We start from the raw sequence: 23,596 nt of genomic DNA, 5'->3' as shown, positions 1-23,596 counted from the left end.
CATGCACACCCCGACCCGCACTGAGCACGACCTACTCGGCGACAAGGACGTTCCCGCCGACGTCTACTACGGCGTGCACACCGCCCGCGCGCTGGAGAACTTCCCCATCAGCGGGGTGCCCATCTCGCGCAACCCTGATCTGGTGGTGGCTCTGGCTGCGGTGAAACAGGCTGCGGCCGAGGCCAATCGACAGCTCGGGCAGCTCGACGACGAAATCGCCGAAGCCATCATCGCGGCAGCCGTCGAGATCCGCGACGGCGCCCTGCACGACCAGTTCGTGGTGGACCAGATCCAGGGCGGTGCCGGAACGTCGACCAACATGAACGCCAACGAGGTGATCGCCAACCGCGCGTTGGAGATCCTCGGACACCAGCGCGGCGAGTACCGCTACCTTCATCCGCTCGAGCACGTCAACCTCGGGCAGAGCACCAACGACGTCTACCCCACCGCCGTCAAGGTCGCGGTCGGGATGGCCGCGCGGTCCCTGGAGCGGGCACTGCGCGAGCTCGCCGAGCGTTGCACCGCCAAATCGATCGAGTTCGCCGACATGCTCAAGCTCGGTCGCACCCAGTTGCAGGACGCCGTGCCGATGACGCTCGGCCAGGAGTTCGGTGCGTACGCCATCACCATCGCTGAGGACGCAGACCGGCTCGAAGAGGCCTTGGCGCTGATCGCCGAGATCAACCTGGGCGGCACGGCCATCGGTACCGGCCTCAATACCCATCCCCAGTACGCGGCCCTGGTGTGTGAACGGCTGCGTGCGCTCACCGGTCTGCCGCTGAGCACCGCGGGAAACCTCGTCGAAGCGACCTCAGATGTCGGGGCCTTCGTGCAACTCTCCGGCGTCACCAAGCGGGCCGCGGTGAAGCTGTCGAAGATCTGCAACGATCTGCGGCTGCTGTCCTCGGGGCCACGGGCCGGGCTGGGCGAGATCAACCTGCCTGCCGTGCAAGCCGGTTCGAGCATCATGCCGGGCAAGGTCAACCCGGTGATCCCGGAAGTCGTCAACCAGGTGGCGTTCGAGGTCATCGGCAACGACCTCACCGTCACCATGGCCGCCGAGGCCGGGCAGTTGCAACTCAACGCCTTCGAACCCATCATCGCCCGAGCCCTGCTGTCGTCGCTCAACCACCTCACCGCCTCTGTCGACGTGCTCGGCGAACGCTGCATCCAGGGCATCACCGCCAACGTCGAGCACATGCGTGACACCGTGCTGCGGTCGGCCAGCATCGCCACGGCGCTCAATCCTGTGCTCGGCTATGAGGCGGCCACCGCGCTCGTCGCCGAGGCCATCGCCACCGGCGCGTCCATCCCAGAGCTGGTACGGCGCTCGGCGCTGCTCGACGAGGAGACCCTGGCCCGCATCCTCAGCCCCGAGAACCTCTGCCGGCCAAACGATCCCAAGGCAACCGAAGCGCTCTAGCCGCTCTCCGCGTCAGCGCACCCATCCAGGTGCCTGACAGCGACGAACCTCTGGTGTGAATCGACAAGAGGAGACATCGCTCGTTCGGCGGATTGCTGTCATCGGCAGTGGCGTATCCGGGTTGACCGCAGCGTGGGTTCTGGCCCGAGACGCCGAGGTCACGCTGTTCGAAGCGCAGCCGCGCTGCGGTGGGCACGCCCACACTCACCGGTTGCCGACCGGCCGCGACGACCTGTCCACAGTCGCCGTCGACTCGGGATTCATCGTCTTCAATGACCGCACCTACCCGACGCTGCTCAAGCTGTTCGACGAACTCGGCGTGCGATCCCAGGAATCGGACATGTCGATGTCGGTCCGATGTGACGGGTGCGGCCTGCAGTACGCGGGTGCCCGGGGTCCGCTCGGGCTGTTCGCGCAACCCTCCGCCGTGGTTCGGTTTCGCTATCTGCGGATGCTCACGGAGGTGACGCGCTTTCACCGACTGGCCCGTGCCGAACTCGCACTGGACGACGACCACGGCGGCACCCTCGGCGCTTTCCTGTCCGCTGCTCGGTTTTCCCGTTATTTCACCGCGCATTTCATGGTGCCGCTGGTCGCGGCGGTGTGGTCGTGTCCCCCGAACGTCGCACTCGACTACCCGCTCCGATACCTGTTGCGGTTTCTCGATCACCACGGGATGCTCACGGTGTTCGGATCACCCACGTGGCGCACCGTGACCGGCGGCTCGGCCCAGTATGTCGACGCAATCACCGCCCGGTTGCCCGCCATGCGCAGTGGTGTCCCGGTGCGCGCGGTCTATCGCACCGCGTCGGGAGTGGTGGTGCGCGACGACGCGGACCGGGTCGACGAGTTCGATGCCGCCGTCATCGCCACCCATCCCGACCAGGCCCTGGCCCTGCTCGACCAGCCCACCCGAGCCGAGACGGAGATTCTCGGTGCGTTGACCTACTCCGTGAATCACACTGTGCTGCATACCGATACGTCGGTGTTACCGACGCGCCACAGGGCGCGGGCATCGTGGAACTACCGGCTACCGGCATGCGATTCCGCACCGGACCGGGTCCTGGTGAGCTACGACCTCACCCGCCTGCAGCGCCTCGCTGCAGCGGCTGATCGACGGTTCCTGGTGACCCTCGGCGATGGCGGCTGCGTCGATCCCGACACGGTGCACGCGGCCATGGTGTACGAACACCCGCAGTACACGCCGAATTTCGTGGCGGCACAACGACGTCTGCCCGAGTTGGGCGATCATCGGATCGCGTTCGCAGGCGCATATCACGGATGGGGCTTCCACGAGGATGGCGCCCACTCGGGTGTCGTTGCCGCGCAACGACTCCACGGCAGTTGGTCCGGTCCGGTGCCACCGCTGCGCAGGCCACTCGGGAGTACGGTGTGAGGTCGTCGCGGATAGTCCGAACTCGCATCCGGCACGTCCGCCGGTCGCCCATCCATCACGAATTCAGCTACCGCAGTTACAGCTGGCTGGTCGACCTCGATGCGTTGCCGCAGCTGCCGCTCCCGCTGCGGCCGTTCGCCCAGTTCAGGTCTGCTGACCACGCCGGGCCACCGCAGGGCGGGCTCCGAGCCAACATCGATACCTACCTGGCAGAGCACGGGATTACCGTGCGAGGGGGCCGGGTGCTGATGCTCACCAACGCGCGCGTTCTCGGCTATGTGTTCAATCCGCTCACGGTGTACTGGTGCTACGACCGCGACGGTTCACTGGTCTGCGTCGTGGCCGAGGTGCACAACACCTACGGCGGCCGCTACCGATACCTGGTCCGCCCGGATCTACACGGTAATGCCGCCGTGGCCAAGGATTTCTACGTTTCCCCGTTCAACGCAGTGACGGGCGAATACCGCCTGCGTGTTCCCGAACCGGGCCGGCAGCTCCATGTCGCCGTCCACTTGTGCGACCCGGCCGGTTCCACCGTGTTCAGCGCCACCATGACCGGTCGGGTTCATGCGGCCGACACCGCCACCGTGCTGCGGGCCCTGGCGGCCGTTCCGTTGGCTCCCCTGTTGGTGGCACTGCGGATCCGATGGCAGGGCATGCGTCTCTGGGCGCGCGGCCTGCCCCTCGTCCCTCGACCCCAGGAGAGGATTTGATGACCCTCGAGACCGACATCACCCCGGCCCAACAGGGCCCGACGCGCTGGCGCGATATCGACCGGGTCCCTCGGGGCCCGCGCGTGCGGCTCGGAGCGCCCATCGCGGAGAGTTTGTTTCGACGCGCGACACGCGATCTGCCGTTGCGCGTGGACTATTCGGACACGCCACTTGCCGAGTCTGCCGCAGACGCCGCTTCCCCGCGGCTGGTCGTGCACCGCCCCGATCATTTCTTCGCCCGTCTGGCCGCGGCCGGCCTGATCGGCTTCGGGGAGTCCTACATGGCGGGCGACTGGTCATCACCGGATCTCGCGGCGGTGCTGACGGTACTGGCCGCCGGCATCGACACTCTCGTGCCTGCGCCTTTGCACCGGTTGCGCCATCTGTGCCTGCCGCGGGTGCCTCGCAGTCACTACGGCACGCGCGCCGACGCCCGGGCGAACATCGCCCATCACTACGACCTGTCGAACGAGTTCTTCAGCCTGTTCCTCGACGAATCCATGACGTACTCGTCAGCGTTGTTCGCCGACCTCGGGACCGCACCGATATGGCCGGATATTGTCGACGCGCAGCACCGCAAGATCGACCGCCTTCTCGACGTCGCCGGCGTGACGCCGGGCTCCCGTGTGCTCGAAATCGGAACGGGCTGGGGAGAATTGACGATCCGGGCCGCGCAACGGGGTGCCCAGGTACACACGATCACGCTGTCCCGGGAACAACAACTCCTGGCTCGCCGTCGCATCGCGGCCGCCGGGTTGTCGAGCCGGGCCACCGTCGAGTTGTGCGACTACCGTGACGTGCAGGGCCGGTACGACGCGATCGTCTCGGTCGAAATGATCGAGGCGGTCGGTCACCGCTACCTGACCACTTACCTACGCACCCTCGACCGGCTACTCGCCGAGAACGGCCGAATCGCGTTGCAAGCCATCACGATGCCGGATCATCGGATGCGCGCGACCCGCAACACCTACACGTGGGTGCACAAGTACATCTTTCCCGGCGGGTTCCTGCCATCGGTGGATCTGCTCGAGCAGACCGTCGCACGCCGAACCAGCCTTCGCATGGTCGATCGATATTCGTTCGGTCCGCATTACGCACATACGTTGCGACTCTGGCTGCAACGGTTTACCGCCCACGCGCCCGGCGCCGAGGCCCTGGGCTTCGACGAGACGTTTCAACGCATGTGGAGGTTTTACCTGGCGTACTCGCAGGCCGGCTTCGCATCCGGGTACCTCGACGTCCACCAGTTTGTCCTCGATCGCTCCTGGAGTAGTGATCACGGTGCCACTCGACGGTGACACGGTGCACCTCCGCGGCCCGGTCTGTGCAAAGATCCCGACATGGACCTACCCCGCGGTCATGACCGCGGCACGGGTGACCACGCGGCCGAATCCACCTCCGCCGCGCGGGCCGCCGACGCCACCGAGCTGGCTCGCCGCCTCGGTGCGATCGCGTCCGGCGACCGCGACGCCTTCACCGAGTTCTACGACATGACCTGCGCGCGGGTGTTCGGCCTGTCGTCCCGAATCGTCCGCAACCCGGCACTTGCCGAGGAGGTCACCCAAGAGGTCTACCTGCAGGTGTGGACGTCGGCGGCACGCGATTACAACCCGGCTCTGGCCAGCCCGATCGGCTGGCTGCTGACCTTGACCCAGCGCCGCAGCGTCGACCGGGTGCGTTCCGAACAGTCGGCCAGCGATCGCAACCACGCATATGGTGCAGGCAATCTGGGTCGGGAACACGACGTGGTCGCCGACGAGGTCGGCCAGCGGTTGGACGAGCAGCAAGTCGTCGACTGTCTCGACACCTTGACAGACACCCAGCGGGAAGCCATCGCGCTGGCGTACTACGGCGGCCACACCTACCGTGAGGTCGCCGAACTCCTCGGCTCCGGACTCCCGGCCATCAAGACCCGTATCCGTGACGGACTGATCCGGCTGAAGAACTGTCTGGGGGTGGGTTCGGATGACTGACAATCACATCGACGACGAACTCCTCGACCTCGCCTACCCGTACGCGCTGGGTGCCGTGTCCGAGGCCGAACGCGCCGAGATCGACCACCGGCTGGCTGCCGCGGGAGCACCCACGGCCGACGCGTTTGCCCGGATCGTCGCCGACATTCAGGACACGATGGCGCTCGTCACCGCCGGCGACACGCTTGCCCCACCCGCTCGCGTGCGCGAGTCGTTGCTGCACGCGATCGGGCAACAACCGGGGCGTGACGCAGGCGACGAGCTGGCTCTACACCGTGCCCGCAGGCGCCGGTTGGTCACGCGCGTACTGGTGGCCGCGGCCGCCGCCGTCGTGATCGCTGTCGCAAGCACCGTCGTGCTGCGGTCCATGCACCAGCCCCCCAGCGTGCCCTCGGTCGCTCAGGTGCTGGCGTACCCCGACACCCGCACCACCACGGCCGCGGTGGCAGGCGGCACCATCACCCTGAGCGCGTCGGCCCAGGCCAACGCCGTCGTGGTGGCGATGTCGAACGTGCCGCCACCCCCGCAGGGCCACGTCTACCAAATGTGGTTCATCCCCGCGTCTGGCCCCACGAGATCGGCAGGCACCATGAGCGCCGACACCATGCCGCCCCCTGGCGGCGAGGTCATCCCGGCGCTGAACCCGGCGACCGCGGTTGCGGTTACCGTCGAACCCGGCACCGGTTCGACCCAGCCCACATCAAGCCCGGTCGTCACCATTCCGCTGACCTGATTTCGCGCGGCACGACCCATCCGGGTCGGTGCGCGCAGCGAATCACTGTCGATGACCACCGCTGCCCTCATTGACGAAGTGCTCGACCGGACGATCGCCCTTGGCTATTCGCGGGTCGGCATCGCGATTCGAGAACGGTTCTGGCGCGGGCCCGATTGCCCGCGCGAGAGCCTGGCCGGCGCCACTGTTCTGGTCACCGGTGCGAATTCGGGCATCGGTCGGGCAGTTGCCGCGGCTCTCGCCGCGCATGGCGCCACCGTGCTCATGACTGTTCGTGACCGCTCCCGCGGCGAGGCCGCCCGACACGAACTCTTGGCAGCCGATCCCGCCGCGGATCTGGTCGTCGAACGGTGCGATGTGTCCGCATTCGCTGACATACGGGCGTTCGCCGCTGACGTGGGCCGGCGCCACCACCGGATCGACGCGGTGATCCACAACGCCGGAGTACTGCCCGCGCAGCGGACCGACAGCGTCGACGGACACGAACTGTGCCTCGCCACCCACGTGCTCGGGCCTGTGCTGCTGACCGAACTTCTGCTGCCTCTGCTGGCTGCCGCGCCCGACCCGAGGGTTGTGTTCGTCTCGTCCGGCGGGATGTACACCCAGTCGCTGGACGCCGATGACATCGAATACCGAACCGGCCGCTACCACGGGGCCACCGCCTACGCCCGCAGCAAGCGCATCCAGGTCGCCCTGGTGCCGCTGCTGGCCCAACGCTGGGCTCGCCAGTCGGTGATGGTGGCCGCCATGCATCCCGGCTGGGCCGACACCCCAGGTATCGCGGAGGCGTTGCCCGGGTTTCGCCGCCTGTTCCGCCCCATCCTGCGCAGCCCGGAGCAGGCCGCTGACACCGCGGTATGGCTCACCGCGACGACGCCGACGCCGCCCTCGGGACAGTTCTGGCATGACCGCCGCAGCCGGCCCACCCACTATCTGCCGACGACGCGCTACACCGAGACCGAACTCGAGCAGGTGTGGCGGTACTGCGCCGGGGCGATCGGACTCTCGTGAACAACGGAATCGGAAAGGACTCGCCATGTTGACTCGGTTACAAACGGCTGCGACCCGCGTCCTGGAGGTCGCCGGGTCGACGGTAGGCATCCGGAGCGGTGTCGAGGAGCCGCCGCACACCGCGCGCTCGTTGGGTCGCGACGTCGAGATCCGCCGATATGGGCCCCGCATCGCGGCCCAGACACAAGTACTCGCGAACGAGGAAGCGGCCCGCAGCACCGGTTTCCGGCGTCTGGCGCGTTACATCTTCGGCGCCAACCAGCACCGCGAACCGATCGCCATGACCATGCCCGTCGGGCAGCAGGGCGGTGAGCAGCAGAGCTGGGTGATCCGGTTCTACCTGCCGACCGGGTCGACACTGCAATCGTTGCCGACTCCTGACGATGAGCGCGTTGCGCTTGTCGAGCTGGCGCCGGAAACCGTTGCGGTGCTGCGCTTCAGCGGCGATCGCGGACCGTCGAGAATGGCCGAGAAAACTCGTCAGCTCCGAGAAACCCTGCGCGACTATGGCTTCGCGCCAGTCGGCGAGCCCAGTGCCTGGTTCTATGATCCGCCGTGGACGCTGGCCTGTCGCCGGCGCAACGAGATCGCGATTGCCGTTGAAACATGAGGGCGGAGGCGCAGGCAGCCAAGCACTTTCGGTGATCACCCGCCGGCGTGCAACCGCGCCAGCTCTCGATCGAGACCTTGCGCACCCTTGTCGAGCAGGTTGGCGACCGCGATGCGCAGCAGTGGTTCGAACCAGCGCAGCCAGCCCTTGAAGGCGAACGCCACCTGGTACGTCACCAGGCACCCGTCAGGCTGCGCAGCGACGGTGACGGTGTCATGCGCGACCACTGAGGCGTTCTCACCTCGCAGTTCGATGCGCTCGCCCGGCGTGAGAGCGGTCACCACATAGCTGAGATCACTGGTGCGCCCTGCGAAGCGGGAAGTGTTGGCGTAGCGGGTTCCTGCGCCGCCGTCACCGGAGACGCGTTCAGTACGGACCGTGCCGGGGTCCCACTGTTCGGTCGTGGTGAAATCGGCAAGGTAGGCGAAGGCGGCCTCCGGTGGGCAGCCGGCGGTCACGTGTCGCTGCATCCTGATCACGCGCGCTCCTCACGTTGTGCGGGGCTCCCGAGTTGATAGCGCAGGCACTGCTCGACGGCAGGTCTGCGAAAGTGGTGACCGGCTTCGAGCAACCGGCGCGGCACCACTCGTTGACTTGCCGCGGCCAGCTCACGGGCGCCCTGCTCCCCGAGCAGCAGGGCCGGCCCCAGGTCGGGCACCGGCAACACCGCCGGCCGGTGTAGAGCATGCGCCAGGGCGGCGGTGTACTCGGCGTTGCAAACCGGTTGTGGCGCCACGGCATTCACCGGACCCGACAGCGCGGGATCGACCAGTGCCCGGTGATAGACGTCGACGAGATCATCGACGTCGATCCACGACAACCACTGCCTGCCACTGCCCAACCGACCACCCAGACCTGCTGCGAACAACGGCCGCATCAAGCGCAGCGTCCCGCCACGCGGGGTCTGCACGATGCCGGTACGCACGTTGACCACCCGCAGCCCAGCCGCCGACGCCGGTGCCGTGGCGGCTTCCCAGTCGGCGACCACATCGGAGAGAAACCCGCCGCCCTGTGTCGTGGCTTCGTCCAGCTCGGCATCACCGCGGTCGTATCCGTAGAAGCCGATCGCCGATGCGCACACGAAAGTCGAAGGACCGTTGGTCGCGGCCGCGGCGCACTGTGCCAGCTGCCGCGTCGGATCGATTCGGCTCTCCCGCACCGAGCGTTTGTGTGCGTCGGTGAATCGGCCGGCGATCGAGCTGCCCGCCAGGTGCACAACGGCATCGACATCGTCGAGCAGATGTGCGTCGGGTGAGTCGGGCTGCCAGTGGCGTTCGCCGTCGCCAGTGGGTTGGCCGCGGACCAGGCGGATCACGCGATGGCCACCGGTCGACAGAAACGCCGTCAGCGCCGTCCCCACCAAGCCGCTCGACCCGGTCACCGCGACGGTGCCCGGCCGTCGACCATGTTCATGGGCCCACCGATGGGCGGCCAGGTCCTCCGCGAGCTGGCTGTGCCGGTACAGAAATGTCGGCCGCAGCAGGCTCCCCGGAATTGCGGTGGCGACATGGTCGGTGACGCGGGTGCGCCCGGCGTCGACGGCCTCGAAGCGGTGCTCGTGGCGCCACGCTCCGATCACCGACGCCGGAAGCGACCGCCAACCGTCACCGACGCGTGCATCGACGAACCGGGCCGGCGGGTCGTAGGACCCGGGTTGATGCTGTGCAGTCCAGCGCAGGCCTCCGGGCAATCCGAGCACTGCCCGGCCGTCGGCCAGCGACGCGGCCTCTGACACGACGTTCAACGGCTGCCACGGCGGCATCAGCCTGTGTATCGCGCCGGGGCGCTCATGCCAGGCGAACACCTCTTCGCGAGGCGAGTCCACCACGCTGCTGTGCACGATTCCCACGACACCTCCCCAGAGACGGTTCTCTGTGTGGTTCGGAACCACCCGGCCGGCGGATGGCCCGCAATCTCACATCAGTGTCACGCGTGACCGCTAGCCGCTCTCCGCGTCACCGGCGGCACGGCGATCGGCGAAGATCGCACGCGCGGCCTCGGCCACGGCACGTGCGCGTGCTGTGCTGCGTACCGACTGCAGCCGTGCGAGCACAATGGGCAGCCCGGGCAGGTCGTCCCGGATGGCGACGGTACTCACCGCACCGCCGTCATAGGTTCCGCGGTGGGCGGGGATCTGGTTGAGGATCGAAAACCCGTGTCCGCGTGCGACCAAACCGCGGACCGCCTCGTAGCTGGCCGAACGGTACCGAATCCTCGGCGTCACACCGGCTTTGGCGAGTATCGACTCGAAATAGTCGCGGCTGTCCGGGAGATCGAGCAGGACCATCGGCTCGTCGGCCAATTCCGTCAATCGGATCGATTTGCGTTTGGCCAGCCGGTGCTCGGCCGGCAGCGCCACGTACGGCGCTGCGACACCGAGAGATTCGATGTCCACGCCGGTTCCGAGTGCAAGATCGTAGGTCAGCGCGAGCTCTGCGGTGCCGTTGCGCAGCACGGTGCGGATCGCATCGGCCGACGTCTCGACGACCTCGACCTCCAGCTCGGGATGACGGGCACCGAGATCGGACAACAGCCGGGGTAGCACGAACGGCGTCAGGGTCACGAAACACGCCAGCCGCACCGTGCCATGCACCTGGTCGACGCGCCCGCTGGCGTTGTCCAGCACCTCGTCGAGATGCGCCAGCAGCGCGCGGGTGTCGCGCAGCATCTCCTCCCCGGCAGCGGTCAGCGCCAGGCCGCGGGCCCGGTGCCGGATGAACAACTGCGTGCCGATCTGCTGCTCAAGTTGGCTGATCGCGGCCGATACCGCCGACTGTGCGATGTGCAGTTCGTCGGCGGCCTTGGTCATCGACGAATACGTGGCCGCCTTGACGAAGTACCGCAGCTGGGTCAGCGTGACGTCGGGACGTCGGCGCATCGGGGACTCCCTACAGCGTCGTGGGGTTGTCTGCCGAGTCTATTCGCGGCGCGCCCGGGCGGCGCCGGGACGCCGGGCGCGGTCAGCACGACGAGCGCCGCTGCGATGAGCGCGACACCGACCCAGCCGAGGCTGCCGACGGTTTCATGCAGGATCACCACCGAAAGCACGGTCGCTGCCGCGGGTTCGACGAGAGTGATGGTGGTGGCCGTGGTTGCGCCGACCCGTGCCAGCCCGTGGCTGAAGAGGACGTACCCCAAGAACATCGGCAGCACCGCCAGACACGCGATGATAAGGATGCCCGGGTACGTCACCACCGAGTGGCCCGCGGTCGCCGCGAACACCGGCATGAGAAGAATTCCGCCGAGACCCAAAACCGCTGCGGCAGAAGCCCCGCGGCTCGTTCCGTCGTCCATGAGCCGACGCATGGCCCAGGAGTAGCCGGCGTACGAGCCGCCCGCGGCCAGTCCGAGCACGACGCCCAGGACCGCCGAGTGCGCGCCGCTGGCGTCGCCGGAATGGCGAGACAGGCTCAGCAGTACGCTGCCGACGATGCCGAACCCACAGGCCAGTGCCCACCGTCGCGTGAGCGCCCGCCCGTCACAGACTCGCTCTATCACCGCCGACGCCAACGGCGCAGACGCCAGCGACACCACACAGCCCAACGCGACGCCACCGATGCGCATCGAGCTGTAGAACGCCAACGGATACGCGGCGACACACACGCCGCCGAAGATCACCAGCCGGTACCGAGCCAAAAGCATTGCGCGGTCCCGATACAGCGCGCGCCGGCTGAACGCGATCTGCAGCAGTCCGCCGATGCCCATCGCCCCGGCCCCGACCGTGATGGCGCTGACCGACGGCGCGAGCGCCGAGGCCGTACCGGTGGTTCCCCAGAGCAACGATGCGATGACGATGCCCACCATCCCCGTGGTCCGCGCTGTCACAGCGCAGCCATCAATGCGGCGGCCAGGGTCCGGGCGTGGGCGATGCGGTCCGATCGGCCTTCCAGTCCGGCACGCGCGATCGATCCCTCCAACAGGAACGACATGTGCTCGGCGACGCCATCTGCGGCATGTTCGCCGCAGATGGCGACGAGCTCCGTGCGCAGGATCTGTTCCACTTCTTCCTTGTGGCTCCGCACGGCCTCCCGTCCAGGATCGCCGACCGGCAGTTCGGCGGCGGCGTTGAGGAGCCCGCAACCCCGGAAGCCATGCTCATAGGCCATTTCGGCGTGGTCGGTGTAGGCATCGAACACCGCAAGCACCCGATCCTCGGCGGTCACGGCGTGGGCGCGCCGTCGCGCGTACAGCCCGAGCCATTCTGCGTGTCGCTCTTCGAGATAGCTCGCCACCAACTCCGCCTTGGACGCGAAGTTGTTGTACAGGCTCATTTTTGCCACACCCGCGTCGGCGGTGACCACGTCGATGCCGGTTGCGGCGATGCCGTCGGCGTAGAACCGGCGCGCCGCCGCGTCCAGCAGCCGCCGCCGCGCTTGCCCGCCGGGGCGGCCACGTTTCGTCATGGCGATATGCTCTCATTTACTAGGTAGATCTGTCTAGTAAATAGGCGGCCGGCCCGGCACGGCGATCGGTTACGTCAACACGTCGTCCGGCGCTTCCAGCGACGCCCCATCGGGGCGCTCGGCGCGCACCACGCGGGCCCGCAGGTAACCCACCGCACCGAGAATGCCCAGGACCGCCAGGGTGCCGAGCGTGAACACCTCGAAGGTCAGCTGGCTGACGCCCCACGTCTTCTCGAAGTCGTAGTCGATCCCGAACAGGCTCTCCAACGTGCCCGGGAACACGGCCACCCACGATCCGAGGGCAACCCACACGAAGCACAGCCCGCCCAGCACGCGGAACCCCGTATCCCCGGTCGGCACCCGGAACGGTCGCGGCACATCGGGGAACCGCGTGCGCAACCGCACGGCAGCCGGAATGGAGATGACATAGCTGAGCAGGAAGGTGGAAATCGAAATGCTCAGCACCACACCGAAAATCGACGCCGACGATCCGGTCACCTGCATCGCGACCAGGCAGAACACCGTGGCCACCACGCCGGAGAGCAGGTTCACCCGCACCGGCGTACCCAACTGAGGATGGAACCGGCCGAAGAACCCGCCGAAGAACGCGCCGTCGGCCGCGGCCATGGCCTGCATGCGGTCGCTGATGATCATCCAGGCTGACCCCTGGGTCATGAGGATCATCGCGAAGATGACACCGGTAACCGTGAGCATCGCCGGCGCGGCCGAACCGTACACGCTGAACACCTTCGCGACCGCCTCCATCAACCCACCGATGCCGGTGATGTCGTCTTTCGGCAGCACCACCAGGATGGCGAAGATCGGCAGCAGGTAGGCGGCCGCGGCGATGCCCGCGGACCGGGCAATCGAGATCGGTACGTCCCGGGCGGGATTCTTCATCTCCCCTGCCGCGCTGTTGCCCGACTCGAAACCCAGGTAGGAGAACAGCAGCAGCGGCGTCACGCCGAGCATGCCTGCCACTGTCGGGCTGAAGTCACTGACCGACAGGCCCGCGACGCCGTGCTGCGCGGCGTAGATCGCGGTGGTCGCCAGGAAGATGATCAGGAAGGCGATCTTGAGGATCGCGCCGATGTTCGGAATCCACTTGCCGTGCTTGAGGCTGATGATCGCGGCCAGCACGGTGAGCCAGATGAACACCAGCTTGAACGCATAGTCGGTGAACGTGCCGTGGTCGAACGGCGTGACGTACGTGCTCCAGGTCTCCGAGGCGATGAAAGCCATCGAGCCACCGACCCATACGGGCTGGGTGACCCACGTCAGCAGCGACGCGATGGCCGCCACCGGGCGCCCGAAGGCCTTGCGGCACCAGATGTAGACACCACCCTCTCCGGTGAACGCGCCGCCGGTTTCGGCGAACACCAGCCCGTAGGGCACCAGGAAGAACACCGCCAGCACGAGCGCCCAGGTGAAGGTTTCCGCGCCGAATCCGGATACCTGGCCCAGCGTTTCGATCGACACCACCGCGGCGACGATCAGGAACACGATGTCGAGCCGGCCCAGCGTCTTCTTGAGGTGCTTGACCTCACGATCAGCCTGGGCGGTCTCCCGATCGCCCCCTGCAAGTCTTGGTTCCGTTTCCACGATCATCCTTCTGTCGATGTGATGGTCCACACACTGACCCCTTGTCGTCACAGCTGTAAAACATCGTTTTCAGTGAATCCGGATCGGAAATTCCGATGCGGTGTGGGCAATGGCACACCCGCGCCCGCGGACGTGTGTCCGACGTCCGCGCACGTAACGCCGCGGTGATGTTCGGCCGGATATCCCGCCCGCTGCGTTACGTCCACGGGTCGCGGTCATTGCCAGGTGGTCACCCAGCTCGGCGAAGCCGAGCACGCGGCGCGCTTCATCACAAAAACAGATGCAAAACCGCTGAAACCACTAGTTGACCTCGGTTATGCGCGGCACAACGATGGCTAATACCGGCGTGACCCAGCTCACGGCTCAGCTCCCGTCGCATCGCGCCGCCTACACGAACTCTAGGAGTAGCTCCATGCGAGACCCCCGGTACGACATCCTGTTCGAACCCGTTCAGATCGGCCCGGTCACCGCAAAAAACCGCTTCTACCAGGTACCTCACTGCAACGGCATGGGCTACCGCGACCCGTCGGGTGAGGCGTACATGCGGCGGATCAAGGCCGAGGGTGGTTGGGCCGTGGTGTGCACCGAGCAGGTCGAGATCCACCCGACCTCTGACATCGGCCCGTTCATCGAACTGCGGTTGTGGGACGACCAGGATCTGCCCGCAGTGGCCCGCATCGCGGAGAAGATCCACGAGGGCGGCGCCCTGGCCGGTATCGAGCTGGCTCACAACGGTCTGAACTCGCCGAACCTCATCAGCCGGGAAGCCCCGCTGGGCCCGCAGAACCTGCCCGTGGTGTCGTGGAACTACGACCCGGTGCAGGCCCGCGAGATGACCAAGTCTGACATCGCCGACATGCGCTACTGGCATCGCGAGGCGGTGCGCCGGTCCCTGCAGGCCGAATACGACATCATCTACGTCTACGCAGGCCACGCCATCGGCGGCCTGCACCACTTCCTGTCGCGGCGCTACAACAACCGCTCCGACGAATACGGCGGCAGCATCGAGAACCGGGCCCGCCTGCTGCGCGAGATCCTCGAGGACACCCGCGAGATGTGCGACGGCAAAGCCGCGGTGGCGTGCCGCATCTCGGTCGACGAGCTGCTCGGCGACGACGGCATCACGCGCGCCGAGATCGAAGACGTCATCGGCATGCTCGGCGAGCACCCCGATCTGTGGGACTTCGTGCTGGGCAGCTGGGAGGACGACTCCGTGACCTCGCGCTTCGGCCCCGAGGCCGAACAGGAGCCCTACGTCCGCGGGCTCAAGGCACTGACCACCAAACCTGTTGTGGGCGTTGGCCGTTTCACCTCACCGGACATGATGGTGCACCAGGTTCGCAGTGGCGTGCTCGACCTGATCGGCGCGGCGCGGCCGTCCATCGCCGACCCGTTCCTGCCCAGCAAGATCGAGTCCGGCAACATCGAGGACATCCGCGAGTGCATCGGCTGCAACATCTGCGTGTCGGGCGACTTCACCATGTCCCCGATCCGTTGCACCCAGAACCCCACCATGGGTGAGGAATTCCGCCGTGGCTGGCACCCCGAGAAGATCCGGGCCAAGGCCAGCGACGCCACGGTTCTCGTGGTCGGCGCAGGGCCTGCCGGGCTGGAAGCCGCCCGCTCGCTGGGCAACCGCGGCTATACCGTGAGCCTCGCCGAAGCCACCCGCACCCTGGGCGGACGCGTGGCCCGAGAATCCAAGCTGCCGAGCCTGTCCGCCTGGATCCGCGTCGTCGACTACCGCGAGAACCAGATCGCCAAGCTCGACAACGTCGATGTCTTCATGCAGAGCGAGATGACCGCTGGTGACATCATCGACAACGACTTCAACCACGTCGTCGTGGCCACCGGCGCGGGCTGGCGCAGCGACGGGGTCGGCCGCTGGCACACCAAGCCGCTCGATATCGCCGAGGGTGCAGATGTTTTGAGCCCCGACGACATCATGGCGGGTACCCGCCCGCGTGGTCGCCGCGTGGTGGTGTTCGATGACGACCATTACTACATGGGTGGCGTGATCGCCGAGCTGCTCGCCAAAGAGGGCCTCGACGTCATCCTGATCACCCCCGCCGCGCACGTATCGCAGTGGACCACCAACACTTTGGAGGTCGCGCGGATCCGCAAGCGCGTGATCCGGGCCGGTATCGACGTGCGTACCAACACCGCGGTCACCGCGGTCACAACCGACGGTGTGCAGACGGCATGCGTCTACACGGGCGACGAGGGCAGCGTGAGCGCTGACTCGGTGGTCATGGTGACGGCCCGACTCCCCCACGATGGCCTCTACCAGGAGCTGCTGAGCCGCGAAAGCGACTGGGCCGACGCCGATCTGCGCAGTGTGCGCGCCATCGGCGACGTGTGGGCGCCCGCCACCATCGCCGCTGCGGTCTGGTCGGGCCATCGATACGCCGAAGAACTCGACGAACCGCAGTCGCTGGGCCCCGTGCCGTATCTCCGCGAAACCGCTGAACTCGCTGTCGAACCTGTCATCTATCTACCCATCACGCCGGTCGTCCCGGCCAACGCCTAAAGGAGCACCATGCCCACCCTGATTCCCGCCGGCCCCGACGCCGTCGCGGCCATGACCCCCAGCAGCTACGTCACGGAAGAAACCCTGCGCGAGGGCAATCCGGCCGAAACCGAGGCCGTGCATCTCGCCAGCTCCGATGAGAAATTCACCATCGGGTCGTGGCGCGCCGAGCCCTACGCCGAGTTCATCGAGAGCTACCCGGGCGACGAGTACACCCGGGTGCTGGAAGGCTCGATCACCTTGACCGGCGACGACGGTGTCGCCCATACCTTCGGCCCTGGCGACTCCTTCACCCTGACCAAGGGCTGGCGCGGCGAGTACCGCGTCACCGAGCCGCTGGTCAAGCAGTTCGCCATCTACGTCCCCTGAGAGGTATCCACATGACCACGCTCGACGACTGGACCCGCCTCGCTGGTGAGATCGCGCCGCGCACCGAGGTTTTCATCGACGGTAAGTACCGGCCCGCACTATCCGGGGAGACGTTCGATTCGATCAACCCCGCGACCGGAGAGCTGATCGCGGCCGTGGCGTCGGGCGACACCGAAGACGTCGACGCGGCCGTCGCGTCGGGGCGCGCCGCGTTCGACTCGGGTGTCTGGTCACGGACGTCGGCGTCGCACCGCAAGCGCGTGCTGCGGCAGCTCTCCGAGTTGATCGCAGCACACAGCGACGAGCTGGCGCTGCTGGATTCGATGGACATGGGCAAGCTGGTCGCCGAAGCTCATACCGTCGACGTGCCCTCGGCTGCAGAGCTTTTCGCGTTCTACGGTGAGGCGCTCGACAAGCAGGCAGGCGAGATCGCGCCCACCGAACCGGGCAACCTCGCGTTGGTCACCCGCGAGCCGCTCGGCGTCATCGGCGCCGTCACGCCGTGGAACTTCCCGTTGGACCTCGCGGTGTGGAAGGTGGCCCCCGCTCTGGCGGCCGGAAACTCGGTGGTGCTCAAGCCCGCCGAGCAGGCCCCGCTCTCGTCGGTGCGGCTCGCCGAGCTCGCTGTGGAAGCCGGTGTGCCCGAAGGCGTGTTCAACGTCGTCCCTGGCCTCGGCCCCACCGCAGGGGAAGCCCTGGGCCGGCACCCCGACATCGATGTCATCGCGTTCACCGGGTCGACCGAAACCGGCAAGCGGTTCCTGCGCTACGCCGCGGATTCCAATGCCAAGCAGGTCTGGCTGGAATGCGGCGGCAAGAGCCCCAACGTGGTCTTCGCCGATGCCGACCTGGATGCCGCCGTGGACAAGGCGATATTCGGCGCGTTCTACAACCAGGGCGCGGTGTGCTCGTCGAACTCCCGTCTGCTGCTGCACGAATCGATCGCCGACGAGTTCCTCGCCGAACTCGTGAAACGCACGGCCGAGGTGCGGCCGGGCAATCCGCTGGATCCGGCGTCCACCCTCGGTGCCCTCGTCGACGAGCAGCACACCCAGCGCGTCATGGGATTCATCGACCGGGCCCGCGCAGACGGCGAGATCGTCGCCGGCGGGACCCGCGAAACCGTCGACGGCCGTGGTTGTTTCGTCGTGCCGACGATCGTCGCGAATCTCGCGCCGACGGCCGAGCTGGTCACCGAGGAGGTGTTCGGCCCGGTGCTGGCCGTCCAGACCTTCTCCGACGAGGCGCAGGCGATCGCGATGGCCAACGACACCATCTACGGCTTGGCAGCCTCGGTGTGGACCCGTGACCTGTCCCGCGCTCACCGCGTCGCCGCGGCCCTGCGCGCAGGCACCGTCTCGGTGAACACGGTCGACGCGCTGAGCCCCCAGACCCCCTTTGGGGGATTCAAGCAGTCCGGTTTCGGTCGCGATCTGTCCCTGCACGCGCTCGACAAGTACACCGGCCTGAAAACCACCTGGATCGCGCTGTAGATAGGGAGTCCCATGAACGACAAAGCGCCGGTGTCCGCACCCGTGGAACAGCGGACCATCGAACACGTCCCGGTCGACGAACGCCACGGCCGCGCCCGTGACCTGTTCACCGTCTGGTTCGGCTCCAACATCATGTTGCTGACCATCATCACCGGTGCTCTGGCCACCACGGTCTTCGGCCTGCCGCTGTGGGCCGGCGCGTGCGCGATCATCCTCGGCAACGTCATCGGCGGGGTGGTGATGGCGCTACACGCCGCCCAGGGACCGCAGATGGGCGTGCCCCAGATGCTGCAGACCCGAGCCCAGTTCGGTTCGTACGGAAGCCTTCTCGTAGTGGTCCTGGTGGTCTTCATGTACCTGGGCTTCTTCGCGTCCAACGCCGTGCTCGGCGGCCAGGCCCTGGCCAAGGTCACCGGTCTGCCCACCAACTGGTCCATCACCATCATCGGGCTCATCAGCGTGGTGGCCACCATCGTCGGCTACCGGCTCATCCACCGCGTCACGGCCTTCCTGTCGGTGGTCGCCGGCGGGGCGCTGCTCGTGGCGTTCATCTGGATGGTCGGAGTCAACGGCGTGCCCGGCGACACGTGGCATACCAGCGGCTACAGCTGGGCGGGCTTCATGGCCACCTTGTCGGTGGCCGCGCTGTGGCAAATCGCGTATGCGCCATATGTTTCCGATTACACCCGGTACATGCCCAAGGACACCGGCCAGCGTGCCGCGTTCTGGGGCACCTACACCGGTTGCGTGCTGGGCTCGGTCCTGCCCATGCTCCTCGGCGTGCTCGTCGGTGCCGCGTTGCCCACCGACGAAACCCTCGAAGGGCTCTCGACGCTGACCCGCGGAGTGAGCACCGGCGTGTTCGCGATCTTCGCGATCGGAATCACCGCAACCAACGCCATGAACCTCTACTGCGGCGCACTGTCGACCATCACCGTGGGGCAGAACCTGTTCCCGCGGTGGCGCCCCGGTGCCGGCAGCCGCGCAGTGACCGCGATCGCGCTGTTTGTCATCGCGATCATCCCCGCTCTGGTCAGCGCTGACGACTTCCTGGCCAACTACGCGAACTTCCTGGCGTTGCTGCTGTGCGTGCTGATCCCGTGGACCGCCGTCAATCTCGTCGACTACTACCTGCTGCGCCATGGCGTCTACGACATCGACTCGCTTTTCGAACGCGACGGCGGCCGCTACGGCAAGTTCAACTGGATCGCGATCGCGTGCTACTTCATCGGCATCGCCGTGCAGATCCCGTTCCTGTCGACGACGTTGTTCACCGGGTTCGCGGCCAAAGCTCTCGGTAGCGTGGACATCTCGTGGATCGTCGGGCTGGCCGTCATCTGCCCGCTGTACTACGTGCTGATGCGGCCGAAGGTGTCCGCACTGGCCACTCAACCGGCGGCGGCGTAAGTATGAGCGACTATCTGATCGTCGGCGGCGGCACCGCCGGATGCATTGTGGCATCGCGACTCTCGGGAGATCCCGCCGTCACCGTGACAGTGCTCGAAGCCGGCCCCTCGGACGAGGACGAGCCGCGCGCCCGAGACATCCGGCGGTGGGCGCAGATGCTGGAAAGCGAATACGACCTCGACTACCGCAGTGTTGCGCAGGAGCGCGGAAACTCGGGCATCCGGCAGGCCAGGATGCAGATCCTCGGGGGCTGCTCGACAGCGAACACGATGATCACCTGGCGGCCGCTGGCCGCCGACCTCGACGAATGGGCCGCGATGGGGGTCACGGGCTGGGACGCGGCGGCGGTGCACGACGCGTTCGACCGGATCCTGGCACCGGTGCAACCGGTCGCCGAGGAGGACCGCAACCCGTACGTCAGCGATGTGGTGGACTCCGCTCGGCGGGCGCTGGACCTGCCCGCCCGCCGAGCCTGGAACTCCGATGCCGATTTCGCCGCCACCGGCGTCGGAGCCGGATTCTTCGAGATCGGTTACACCCCGGCCAGTCACCTGCGGTCCTCCACCTCGGTGCACTACCTGCACGCCGCCATCGCCGCCCGCGACAACCTCGTGGTCGAGCACGGTCAGCGTGCCGAACGGATCCTCGTCGAAGACGGTAGGGCCGTCGGAGTGGTCACGCGTGACGCCGGCGGCAACCGCCGCGAATTCCGGGCCGAGCGCGAGGTCATCGTGTGCTGTGGCGCCATCGATTCGCCAAAGCTGCTGCAGCTGTCGGGAATCGGTCCCACGGAGGTGCTCACCGCTGCCGGTGTCACCACTGTCGTCGAGTCCCCGGGTGTCGGCGAGAATCTGATGGACCACGCCGAGGGTCTCATCGTCTGGGAGGCCGCAGCCGATGTCCCCGACACCTGCGCCACCGGCTGGGATGCCGGGGCGGCGGTGCGGTTGTCGGAGGACAGCCCGGCGCGGCCCGAGGTGCTGATGCACTTCCCCGTAGAGGCGGTCGCCGACCATGCGGTCGCCTACGGCGTCGAGATGCCCGAGCGCATCGTCTCGATCGCACCCAACGTCGCGAAGCCGAACAGCCGGGGGCGGGTCTGGATCACGTCGCCTGATCCGGCCGACCGTCCCTCGATCGACTACCGGTACTTCACCGATCCCGACGGTCACGATGAGGCTGTCCTGGTCGCCGGGATCCGGCTGGCGCGTCGCATCGCTTCCACGGCACCGATGTCAGATTGGCTTGTCCGCGAGGTGTTCCCGGGGCCGGATCTCCAATCCGACGAAGAACTGTCCGAAGCGCTGCGGGCCACGCATCAGACGGTGTACCACGTCTCCGGGACCTGCCGGATGGGCGCCGACGACGATCCCATGGCGGTGTGCGATTCCCGGCTGCGGGTGCGCGGCGTGGACGGCCTGCGCGTGGTCGATGCGTCGGTGTTCCCGACGATCCCGTCGGTCAACCCGGTGGGCACCATCATGGCGGTGGCCGAGCACGCCAGCGCCATGGTGCTGGCCGACCGGCAGCCTGTTACCGCAGAGCGGGCGTGACATGTTCGCCGATCGCATCTTCACCAACGCCGCCGTATTCCAGCCGGCCGGCGCGGAGCCGGCCGACACTGTCGCGATCCAGGGCGACACCATTGTCAGCGTGGGCCGCGGCGTCGACCGCAACCTGATCGGAAAGCACACGGAGGTCACCGATCTCGGGGGCGCGAGCCTGCTGCCGGGATTCGTTGACGCGCATGCACATCCGGTCGCCGCGGGCATGGCTGCGCTGCGGTGTGACCTTTCCGGACTGGCTCACGACCGCCAGACCTACCTGGCCGCCATCGCCGAATACGCCGCACGCCATCCCGCGGAGACCGTGATCGCCGGGGCCGGGTGGTACGGCGACGCTTTTCCCGACGGGTTCCCGACCCGACACGACCTCGATACCGTGGTTTCCGATCGGCCCGTCATTCTGACGAGCCACGACTATCACGGCGCCTGGGTCAACACCCGGGCGCTGGAGCTGGCCGGAATCACCTCAGCCACAGCCGAACCCGCAGGCGGACGGATCGTCCGGGACCACAACGGCTCACCGACCGGGGTGCTGCTGGATCGAGGTGGTGACGCCGTCAACGCCCTGATCCCCGAAGTGACGCCGGAGTTCATGCGCCAGGCACTGCTCGAAGCGCAACGTCGCTTGCATTCCGTGGGAGTGACGGGCTGGCAGGACGCTGCCGTTGGGGCCGAATTCTTTGGCCTGAAGGACAATTTCGCGACGTATGTCGAGGCCGACGAGGCCGGTGAGTTGACCGCGCGGGTAGTTGGCGCCTTGTGGTGGGAAGCCGAGCAGGGTGCCGAACAAATCGACGGCCTGTGCGCGCGGCGCAGTCTCACCGGCCATTCCCGTTTCACCGCGAGCATGGTCAAGGTCATGCAGGACGGCATCTGCGAGAATTGCACGGCCGCGATGCTGGCCCCGTACCGGGCCGTGGCCGGTCACGACATTCCCAGTGGCCAGTCGTTCATCGCTCCCGAGGACCTGCGGAAGGTGACAGCGTTGCTGGCAGGCGAACGGTTGGGCATCCACATGCACGCCGTCGGCGACCGCGCAGTGCGGGAATGCCTCGATGCCCTCGAGCACGCCATCGTCAGCCACCCGCAGTTCGATGCCCGGCATCAGATCGCCCACCTCGATGTGGTCGATCCACAAGATATTCCACGGTTTGGCCGGCTCGGCGTCATCGCCAATATTCAGGCCTTGTGGGCCCGCCGCGACAAGGAGATCGTCGAGCGCAAGCTACCGCTGCTCGGCCCGGAGCGCGAACCCTGGCACTTCCCCTTCGCGTCCATCCAGCGCCACGGCGCCACCCTGGCCATGGGGAGCGACTGGCCGGTGACGGATCCGAATCCGTTGTGGGCCATCCATACCGCGGTACACCGCACCGGCACGCATGCCGATCCGCATGCCATCGGCGATGGTGTGTTCGACACCCCGCTGCAAGCGCAGGAAGGGATCGCGCTGCGGTCGGCGATCGACGCTTACACCGCGGGGTCTGCCTACGCCAACGGTCAGGATCGGACCGGCCGCATCGCCGCGGGTATGCTGGCCGACCTGGTGATCCTCGACCGCGACATCTTCACCGCCGAGGACATCGGGACGCTGCAAGCAGTCGAGACCGTCGTCGGCGGAAAGACCGTGTACCGAGGCTAATTCGTCGACGGTGGTGGTTCCGGTTGGAAGGGTGTGTACCACCACCAATCGGCGCGTTCGCCGGTCGGCCCTCGGTAAGGCGGAACATCGGGTCGCGGCGTGGTGGGTGGTCGGGCCAGCGATCCGGGATGTAGCTGATTGCCGGTGGGGTCGGTGACGCTGAGGTGGTGGGCGGGGCCGGTGATGGTGATCCCGCCCTTGTGGTGCAACCGGTGGTGGTACGGGCAGAGCATCACCAGATTGTCGAGGTCGGTCGCGCCGCCGTCCTCCCAGTGGGTGATGTGGTGGGCATGCAACCCCCGGGTCGCGCCACAGCCCGGTACGGCGCAGCACCGATCCCGATACTCCAACACCCGGCGTAACCGCCGGTTCACCGTACGAGCGGTGCGGCCCACTCCGATCGGCTGGCCGTGGCGTTCGAACCACACCTCACACGTGGCATCACAACTCAGGTAACGCCGCTCGTCCTCAGACAGTGCCGGGCCCAAATGCAGCGCGGCGACCGGCTTCTCCCCGTCTCGGTCGAGATCAACGTGCACCACCACGGTGGTGCGCTGCCCGTGCGGGCGGCGTGCCACGTCGGTGTCCCAGCCGGACTCGACCACACTCATGAACGCATCGACGGCATCCGGGAACGGCGGCGCCTGCTCGCAGACCTGATCCTCATCCTCGTCTTCGTGGTCGCGTTTCCACTCTGCGATGAGCGCGTCTTGATGGGATTGCATCGCC

The 23,596-nt window shown here is 67.2% G+C and carries 21 protein-coding genes; 14 read left to right on the top strand and 7 right to left on the bottom strand.

Annotated elements, in window-relative coordinates; translation table 11 throughout:
• Window position 1 precedes the first annotated feature (1 nt).
• From A5784_RS26425 to A5784_RS26390, 8 genes are read left to right on the top strand one after another with little or no spacing between them, the layout of a single operon-like run.
• Window positions 2–1,423: an aspartate ammonia-lyase gene (locus tag A5784_RS26425; RefSeq protein ID WP_064947836.1), complete on the top strand. Its 1,422-nt coding sequence runs from the start codon at window positions 2–4 to the stop codon at window positions 1,421–1,423.
• A 55-nt stretch (window positions 1,424–1,478) separates the two neighbouring features.
• A complete protein-coding gene (locus A5784_RS26420) occupies window positions 1,479–2,819 on the top strand; it encodes an NAD(P)/FAD-dependent oxidoreductase (protein ID WP_232006250.1) in 1,341 nt (446 codons plus the stop codon).
• Window positions 2,816–3,532, top strand: coding sequence for a DUF1365 domain-containing protein (locus A5784_RS26415; protein WP_064947885.1), 717 nt, complete (start codon window positions 2,816–2,818; stop codon window positions 3,530–3,532). The genes A5784_RS26420 and A5784_RS26415 overlap by 4 nt, the downstream gene beginning before the upstream one ends.
• Window positions 3,532–4,830: an SAM-dependent methyltransferase gene (locus A5784_RS26410; protein ID WP_064947835.1), complete on the top strand. Its 1,299-nt coding sequence runs from the start codon at window positions 3,532–3,534 to the stop codon at window positions 4,828–4,830. Before A5784_RS26415 ends, A5784_RS26410 begins: the two co-directional genes overlap by 1 nt.
• Before the next feature lie 42 nt (window positions 4,831–4,872).
• Window positions 4,873–5,505: an ECF RNA polymerase sigma factor SigK gene (gene sigK / locus A5784_RS26405; protein WP_064947834.1), complete on the top strand. Its 633-nt coding sequence runs from the start codon at window positions 4,873–4,875 to the stop codon at window positions 5,503–5,505.
• Window positions 5,498–6,238 carry an anti-sigma factor gene (locus A5784_RS26400; protein ID WP_064947833.1) on the top strand — a complete coding sequence of 247 codons (741 nt, stop codon included), beginning with the start codon at window positions 5,498–5,500 and terminating at the stop codon, window positions 6,236–6,238. Before sigK ends, A5784_RS26400 begins: the two co-directional genes overlap by 8 nt.
• A gap of 51 nt (window positions 6,239–6,289) precedes the next feature.
• Window positions 6,290–7,249, top strand: coding sequence for an SDR family NAD(P)-dependent oxidoreductase (locus tag A5784_RS26395; RefSeq protein WP_064947832.1), 960 nt, complete (start codon window positions 6,290–6,292; stop codon window positions 7,247–7,249).
• Window positions 7,250–7,274: 25 nt separating this feature from the next.
• A complete protein-coding gene (locus A5784_RS26390) occupies window positions 7,275–7,859 on the top strand; it encodes an SOUL family heme-binding protein (protein ID WP_064947831.1) in 585 nt (194 codons plus the stop codon).
• 35 nt (window positions 7,860–7,894) lie between these two features.
• On the opposite strand, the gene A5784_RS26385 is transcribed toward A5784_RS26390, so the two are convergent.
• The 6 genes from A5784_RS26385 to A5784_RS26360 form a co-directional block, all read right to left on the bottom strand.
• Window positions 7,895–8,329 (bottom strand): SRPBCC family protein, encoded by a 435-nt coding sequence (locus tag A5784_RS26385; protein ID WP_353651922.1) that lies wholly within the window; start codon window positions 8,327–8,329, stop codon window positions 7,895–7,897.
• 5 nt (window positions 8,330–8,334) lie between these two features.
• Window positions 8,335–9,708, bottom strand: a complete 1,374-nt coding sequence (locus tag A5784_RS26380) for a TIGR01777 family oxidoreductase (RefSeq protein ID WP_064947829.1) — start codon at window positions 9,706–9,708, stop codon at window positions 8,335–8,337.
• A gap of 90 nt (window positions 9,709–9,798) precedes the next feature.
• Window positions 9,799–10,737, bottom strand: a complete 939-nt coding sequence (locus A5784_RS26375) for a LysR family transcriptional regulator (protein ID WP_064947828.1) — start codon at window positions 10,735–10,737, stop codon at window positions 9,799–9,801.
• Window positions 10,710–11,684 (bottom strand): DMT family transporter, encoded by a 975-nt coding sequence (locus A5784_RS26370; protein WP_156750780.1) that lies wholly within the window; start codon window positions 11,682–11,684, stop codon window positions 10,710–10,712. The genes A5784_RS26375 and A5784_RS26370 overlap by 28 nt, the downstream gene beginning before the upstream one ends.
• Entirely contained in the window at window positions 11,681–12,262 is a 582-nt protein-coding gene (locus tag A5784_RS26365; RefSeq protein ID WP_064947826.1) for a TetR/AcrR family transcriptional regulator, read from the bottom strand. The genes A5784_RS26370 and A5784_RS26365 overlap by 4 nt, the downstream gene beginning before the upstream one ends.
• 69 nt (window positions 12,263–12,331) lie before the next feature.
• A complete protein-coding gene (locus A5784_RS26360) occupies window positions 12,332–13,864 on the bottom strand; it encodes an APC family permease (protein WP_232006249.1) in 1,533 nt (510 codons plus the stop codon).
• A 412-nt stretch (window positions 13,865–14,276) separates the two neighbouring features.
• Here A5784_RS26360 and A5784_RS26355 point away from each other — a divergent pair, with 412 nt between their 5' ends.
• The 6 genes from A5784_RS26355 to A5784_RS26330 are packed head-to-tail and all read left to right on the top strand — an operon-like array spanning window position 14,277 to window position 22,867.
• Entirely contained in the window at window positions 14,277–16,394 is a 2,118-nt protein-coding gene (locus A5784_RS26355; RefSeq protein ID WP_064947824.1) for an oxidoreductase, read from the top strand.
• A gap of 9 nt (window positions 16,395–16,403) precedes the next feature.
• Window positions 16,404–16,763: a cupin domain-containing protein gene (locus A5784_RS26350; protein ID WP_064947823.1), complete on the top strand. Its 360-nt coding sequence runs from the start codon at window positions 16,404–16,406 to the stop codon at window positions 16,761–16,763.
• 11 nt (window positions 16,764–16,774) lie between these two features.
• Window positions 16,775–18,256 carry an aldehyde dehydrogenase gene (locus A5784_RS26345; RefSeq protein WP_064947822.1) on the top strand — a complete coding sequence of 494 codons (1,482 nt, stop codon included), beginning with the start codon at window positions 16,775–16,777 and terminating at the stop codon, window positions 18,254–18,256.
• 12 nt (window positions 18,257–18,268) lie between these two features.
• On the top strand, window positions 18,269–19,663 hold the full coding sequence (locus tag A5784_RS26340) for a purine-cytosine permease family protein (RefSeq protein WP_064947821.1): 1,395 nt from the start codon (window positions 18,269–18,271) through the stop codon (window positions 19,661–19,663).
• 2 nt (window positions 19,664–19,665) lie between these two features.
• Window positions 19,666–21,216 (top strand): GMC family oxidoreductase, encoded by a 1,551-nt coding sequence (locus A5784_RS26335; RefSeq protein WP_064947820.1) that lies wholly within the window; start codon window positions 19,666–19,668, stop codon window positions 21,214–21,216.
• Between the two features lies 1 nt (window position 21,217).
• Complete coding sequence (locus tag A5784_RS26330) at window positions 21,218–22,867, top strand: amidohydrolase (protein WP_064947819.1); 1,650 nt, start codon at window positions 21,218–21,220, stop codon at window positions 22,865–22,867.
• Here A5784_RS26330 and A5784_RS26325 read toward each other — a convergent pair.
• Window positions 22,864–23,596 (bottom strand): HNH endonuclease signature motif containing protein (locus A5784_RS26325; protein ID WP_156750779.1); only part of this gene is annotated, 733 nt, incomplete at its 5' end. The two genes, A5784_RS26330 and A5784_RS26325, sit on opposite strands and share 4 nt — an antisense overlap.

Source organism: Mycobacterium sp. 852013-50091_SCH5140682 (assembly GCF_001665685.1).
Lineage (GTDB): Bacteria > Actinomycetota > Actinomycetes > Mycobacteriales > Mycobacteriaceae > Mycobacterium.
The sequence above is the reverse complement of the archived record's forward strand: the minus strand, read 5'-3'. Positions and strand labels throughout refer to the sequence as shown.

What these genes read in the sequence shown, in the direction of transcription:
- A5784_RS26425 (WP_064947836.1), top strand. Translation starts at nt 2, where the DNA reads ATGCACACCCCGACCCGCACTGAGCACGACCTACTCGGCGACAAGGAC.
- A5784_RS26410 (WP_064947835.1), top strand. Translation starts at nt 3,532, where the DNA reads ATGACCCTCGAGACCGACATCACCCCGGCCCAACAGGGCCCGACGCGC.
- sigK (WP_064947834.1), top strand. Translation starts at nt 4,873, where the DNA reads ATGGACCTACCCCGCGGTCATGACCGCGGCACGGGTGACCACGCGGCC.
- A5784_RS26400 (WP_064947833.1), top strand. Translation starts at nt 5,498, where the DNA reads ATGACTGACAATCACATCGACGACGAACTCCTCGACCTCGCCTACCCG.
- A5784_RS26395 (WP_064947832.1), top strand. Translation starts at nt 6,290, where the DNA reads ATGACCACCGCTGCCCTCATTGACGAAGTGCTCGACCGGACGATCGCC.
- A5784_RS26390 (WP_064947831.1), top strand. Translation starts at nt 7,275, where the DNA reads ATGTTGACTCGGTTACAAACGGCTGCGACCCGCGTCCTGGAGGTCGCC.
- A5784_RS26385 (WP_353651922.1), bottom strand. Translation starts at nt 8,329, where the DNA reads ATGCAGCGACACGTGACCGCCGGCTGCCCACCGGAGGCCGCCTTCGCC.
- A5784_RS26375 (WP_064947828.1), bottom strand. Translation starts at nt 10,737, where the DNA reads ATGCGCCGACGTCCCGACGTCACGCTGACCCAGCTGCGGTACTTCGTC.
- A5784_RS26365 (WP_064947826.1), bottom strand. Translation starts at nt 12,262, where the DNA reads ATGACGAAACGTGGCCGCCCCGGCGGGCAAGCGCGGCGGCGGCTGCTG.
- A5784_RS26355 (WP_064947824.1), top strand. Translation starts at nt 14,277, where the DNA reads ATGCGAGACCCCCGGTACGACATCCTGTTCGAACCCGTTCAGATCGGC.
- A5784_RS26350 (WP_064947823.1), top strand. Translation starts at nt 16,404, where the DNA reads ATGCCCACCCTGATTCCCGCCGGCCCCGACGCCGTCGCGGCCATGACC.
- A5784_RS26345 (WP_064947822.1), top strand. Translation starts at nt 16,775, where the DNA reads ATGACCACGCTCGACGACTGGACCCGCCTCGCTGGTGAGATCGCGCCG.
- A5784_RS26340 (WP_064947821.1), top strand. Translation starts at nt 18,269, where the DNA reads ATGAACGACAAAGCGCCGGTGTCCGCACCCGTGGAACAGCGGACCATC.
- A5784_RS26335 (WP_064947820.1), top strand. Translation starts at nt 19,666, where the DNA reads ATGAGCGACTATCTGATCGTCGGCGGCGGCACCGCCGGATGCATTGTG.
- A5784_RS26330 (WP_064947819.1), top strand. Translation starts at nt 21,218, where the DNA reads ATGTTCGCCGATCGCATCTTCACCAACGCCGCCGTATTCCAGCCGGCC.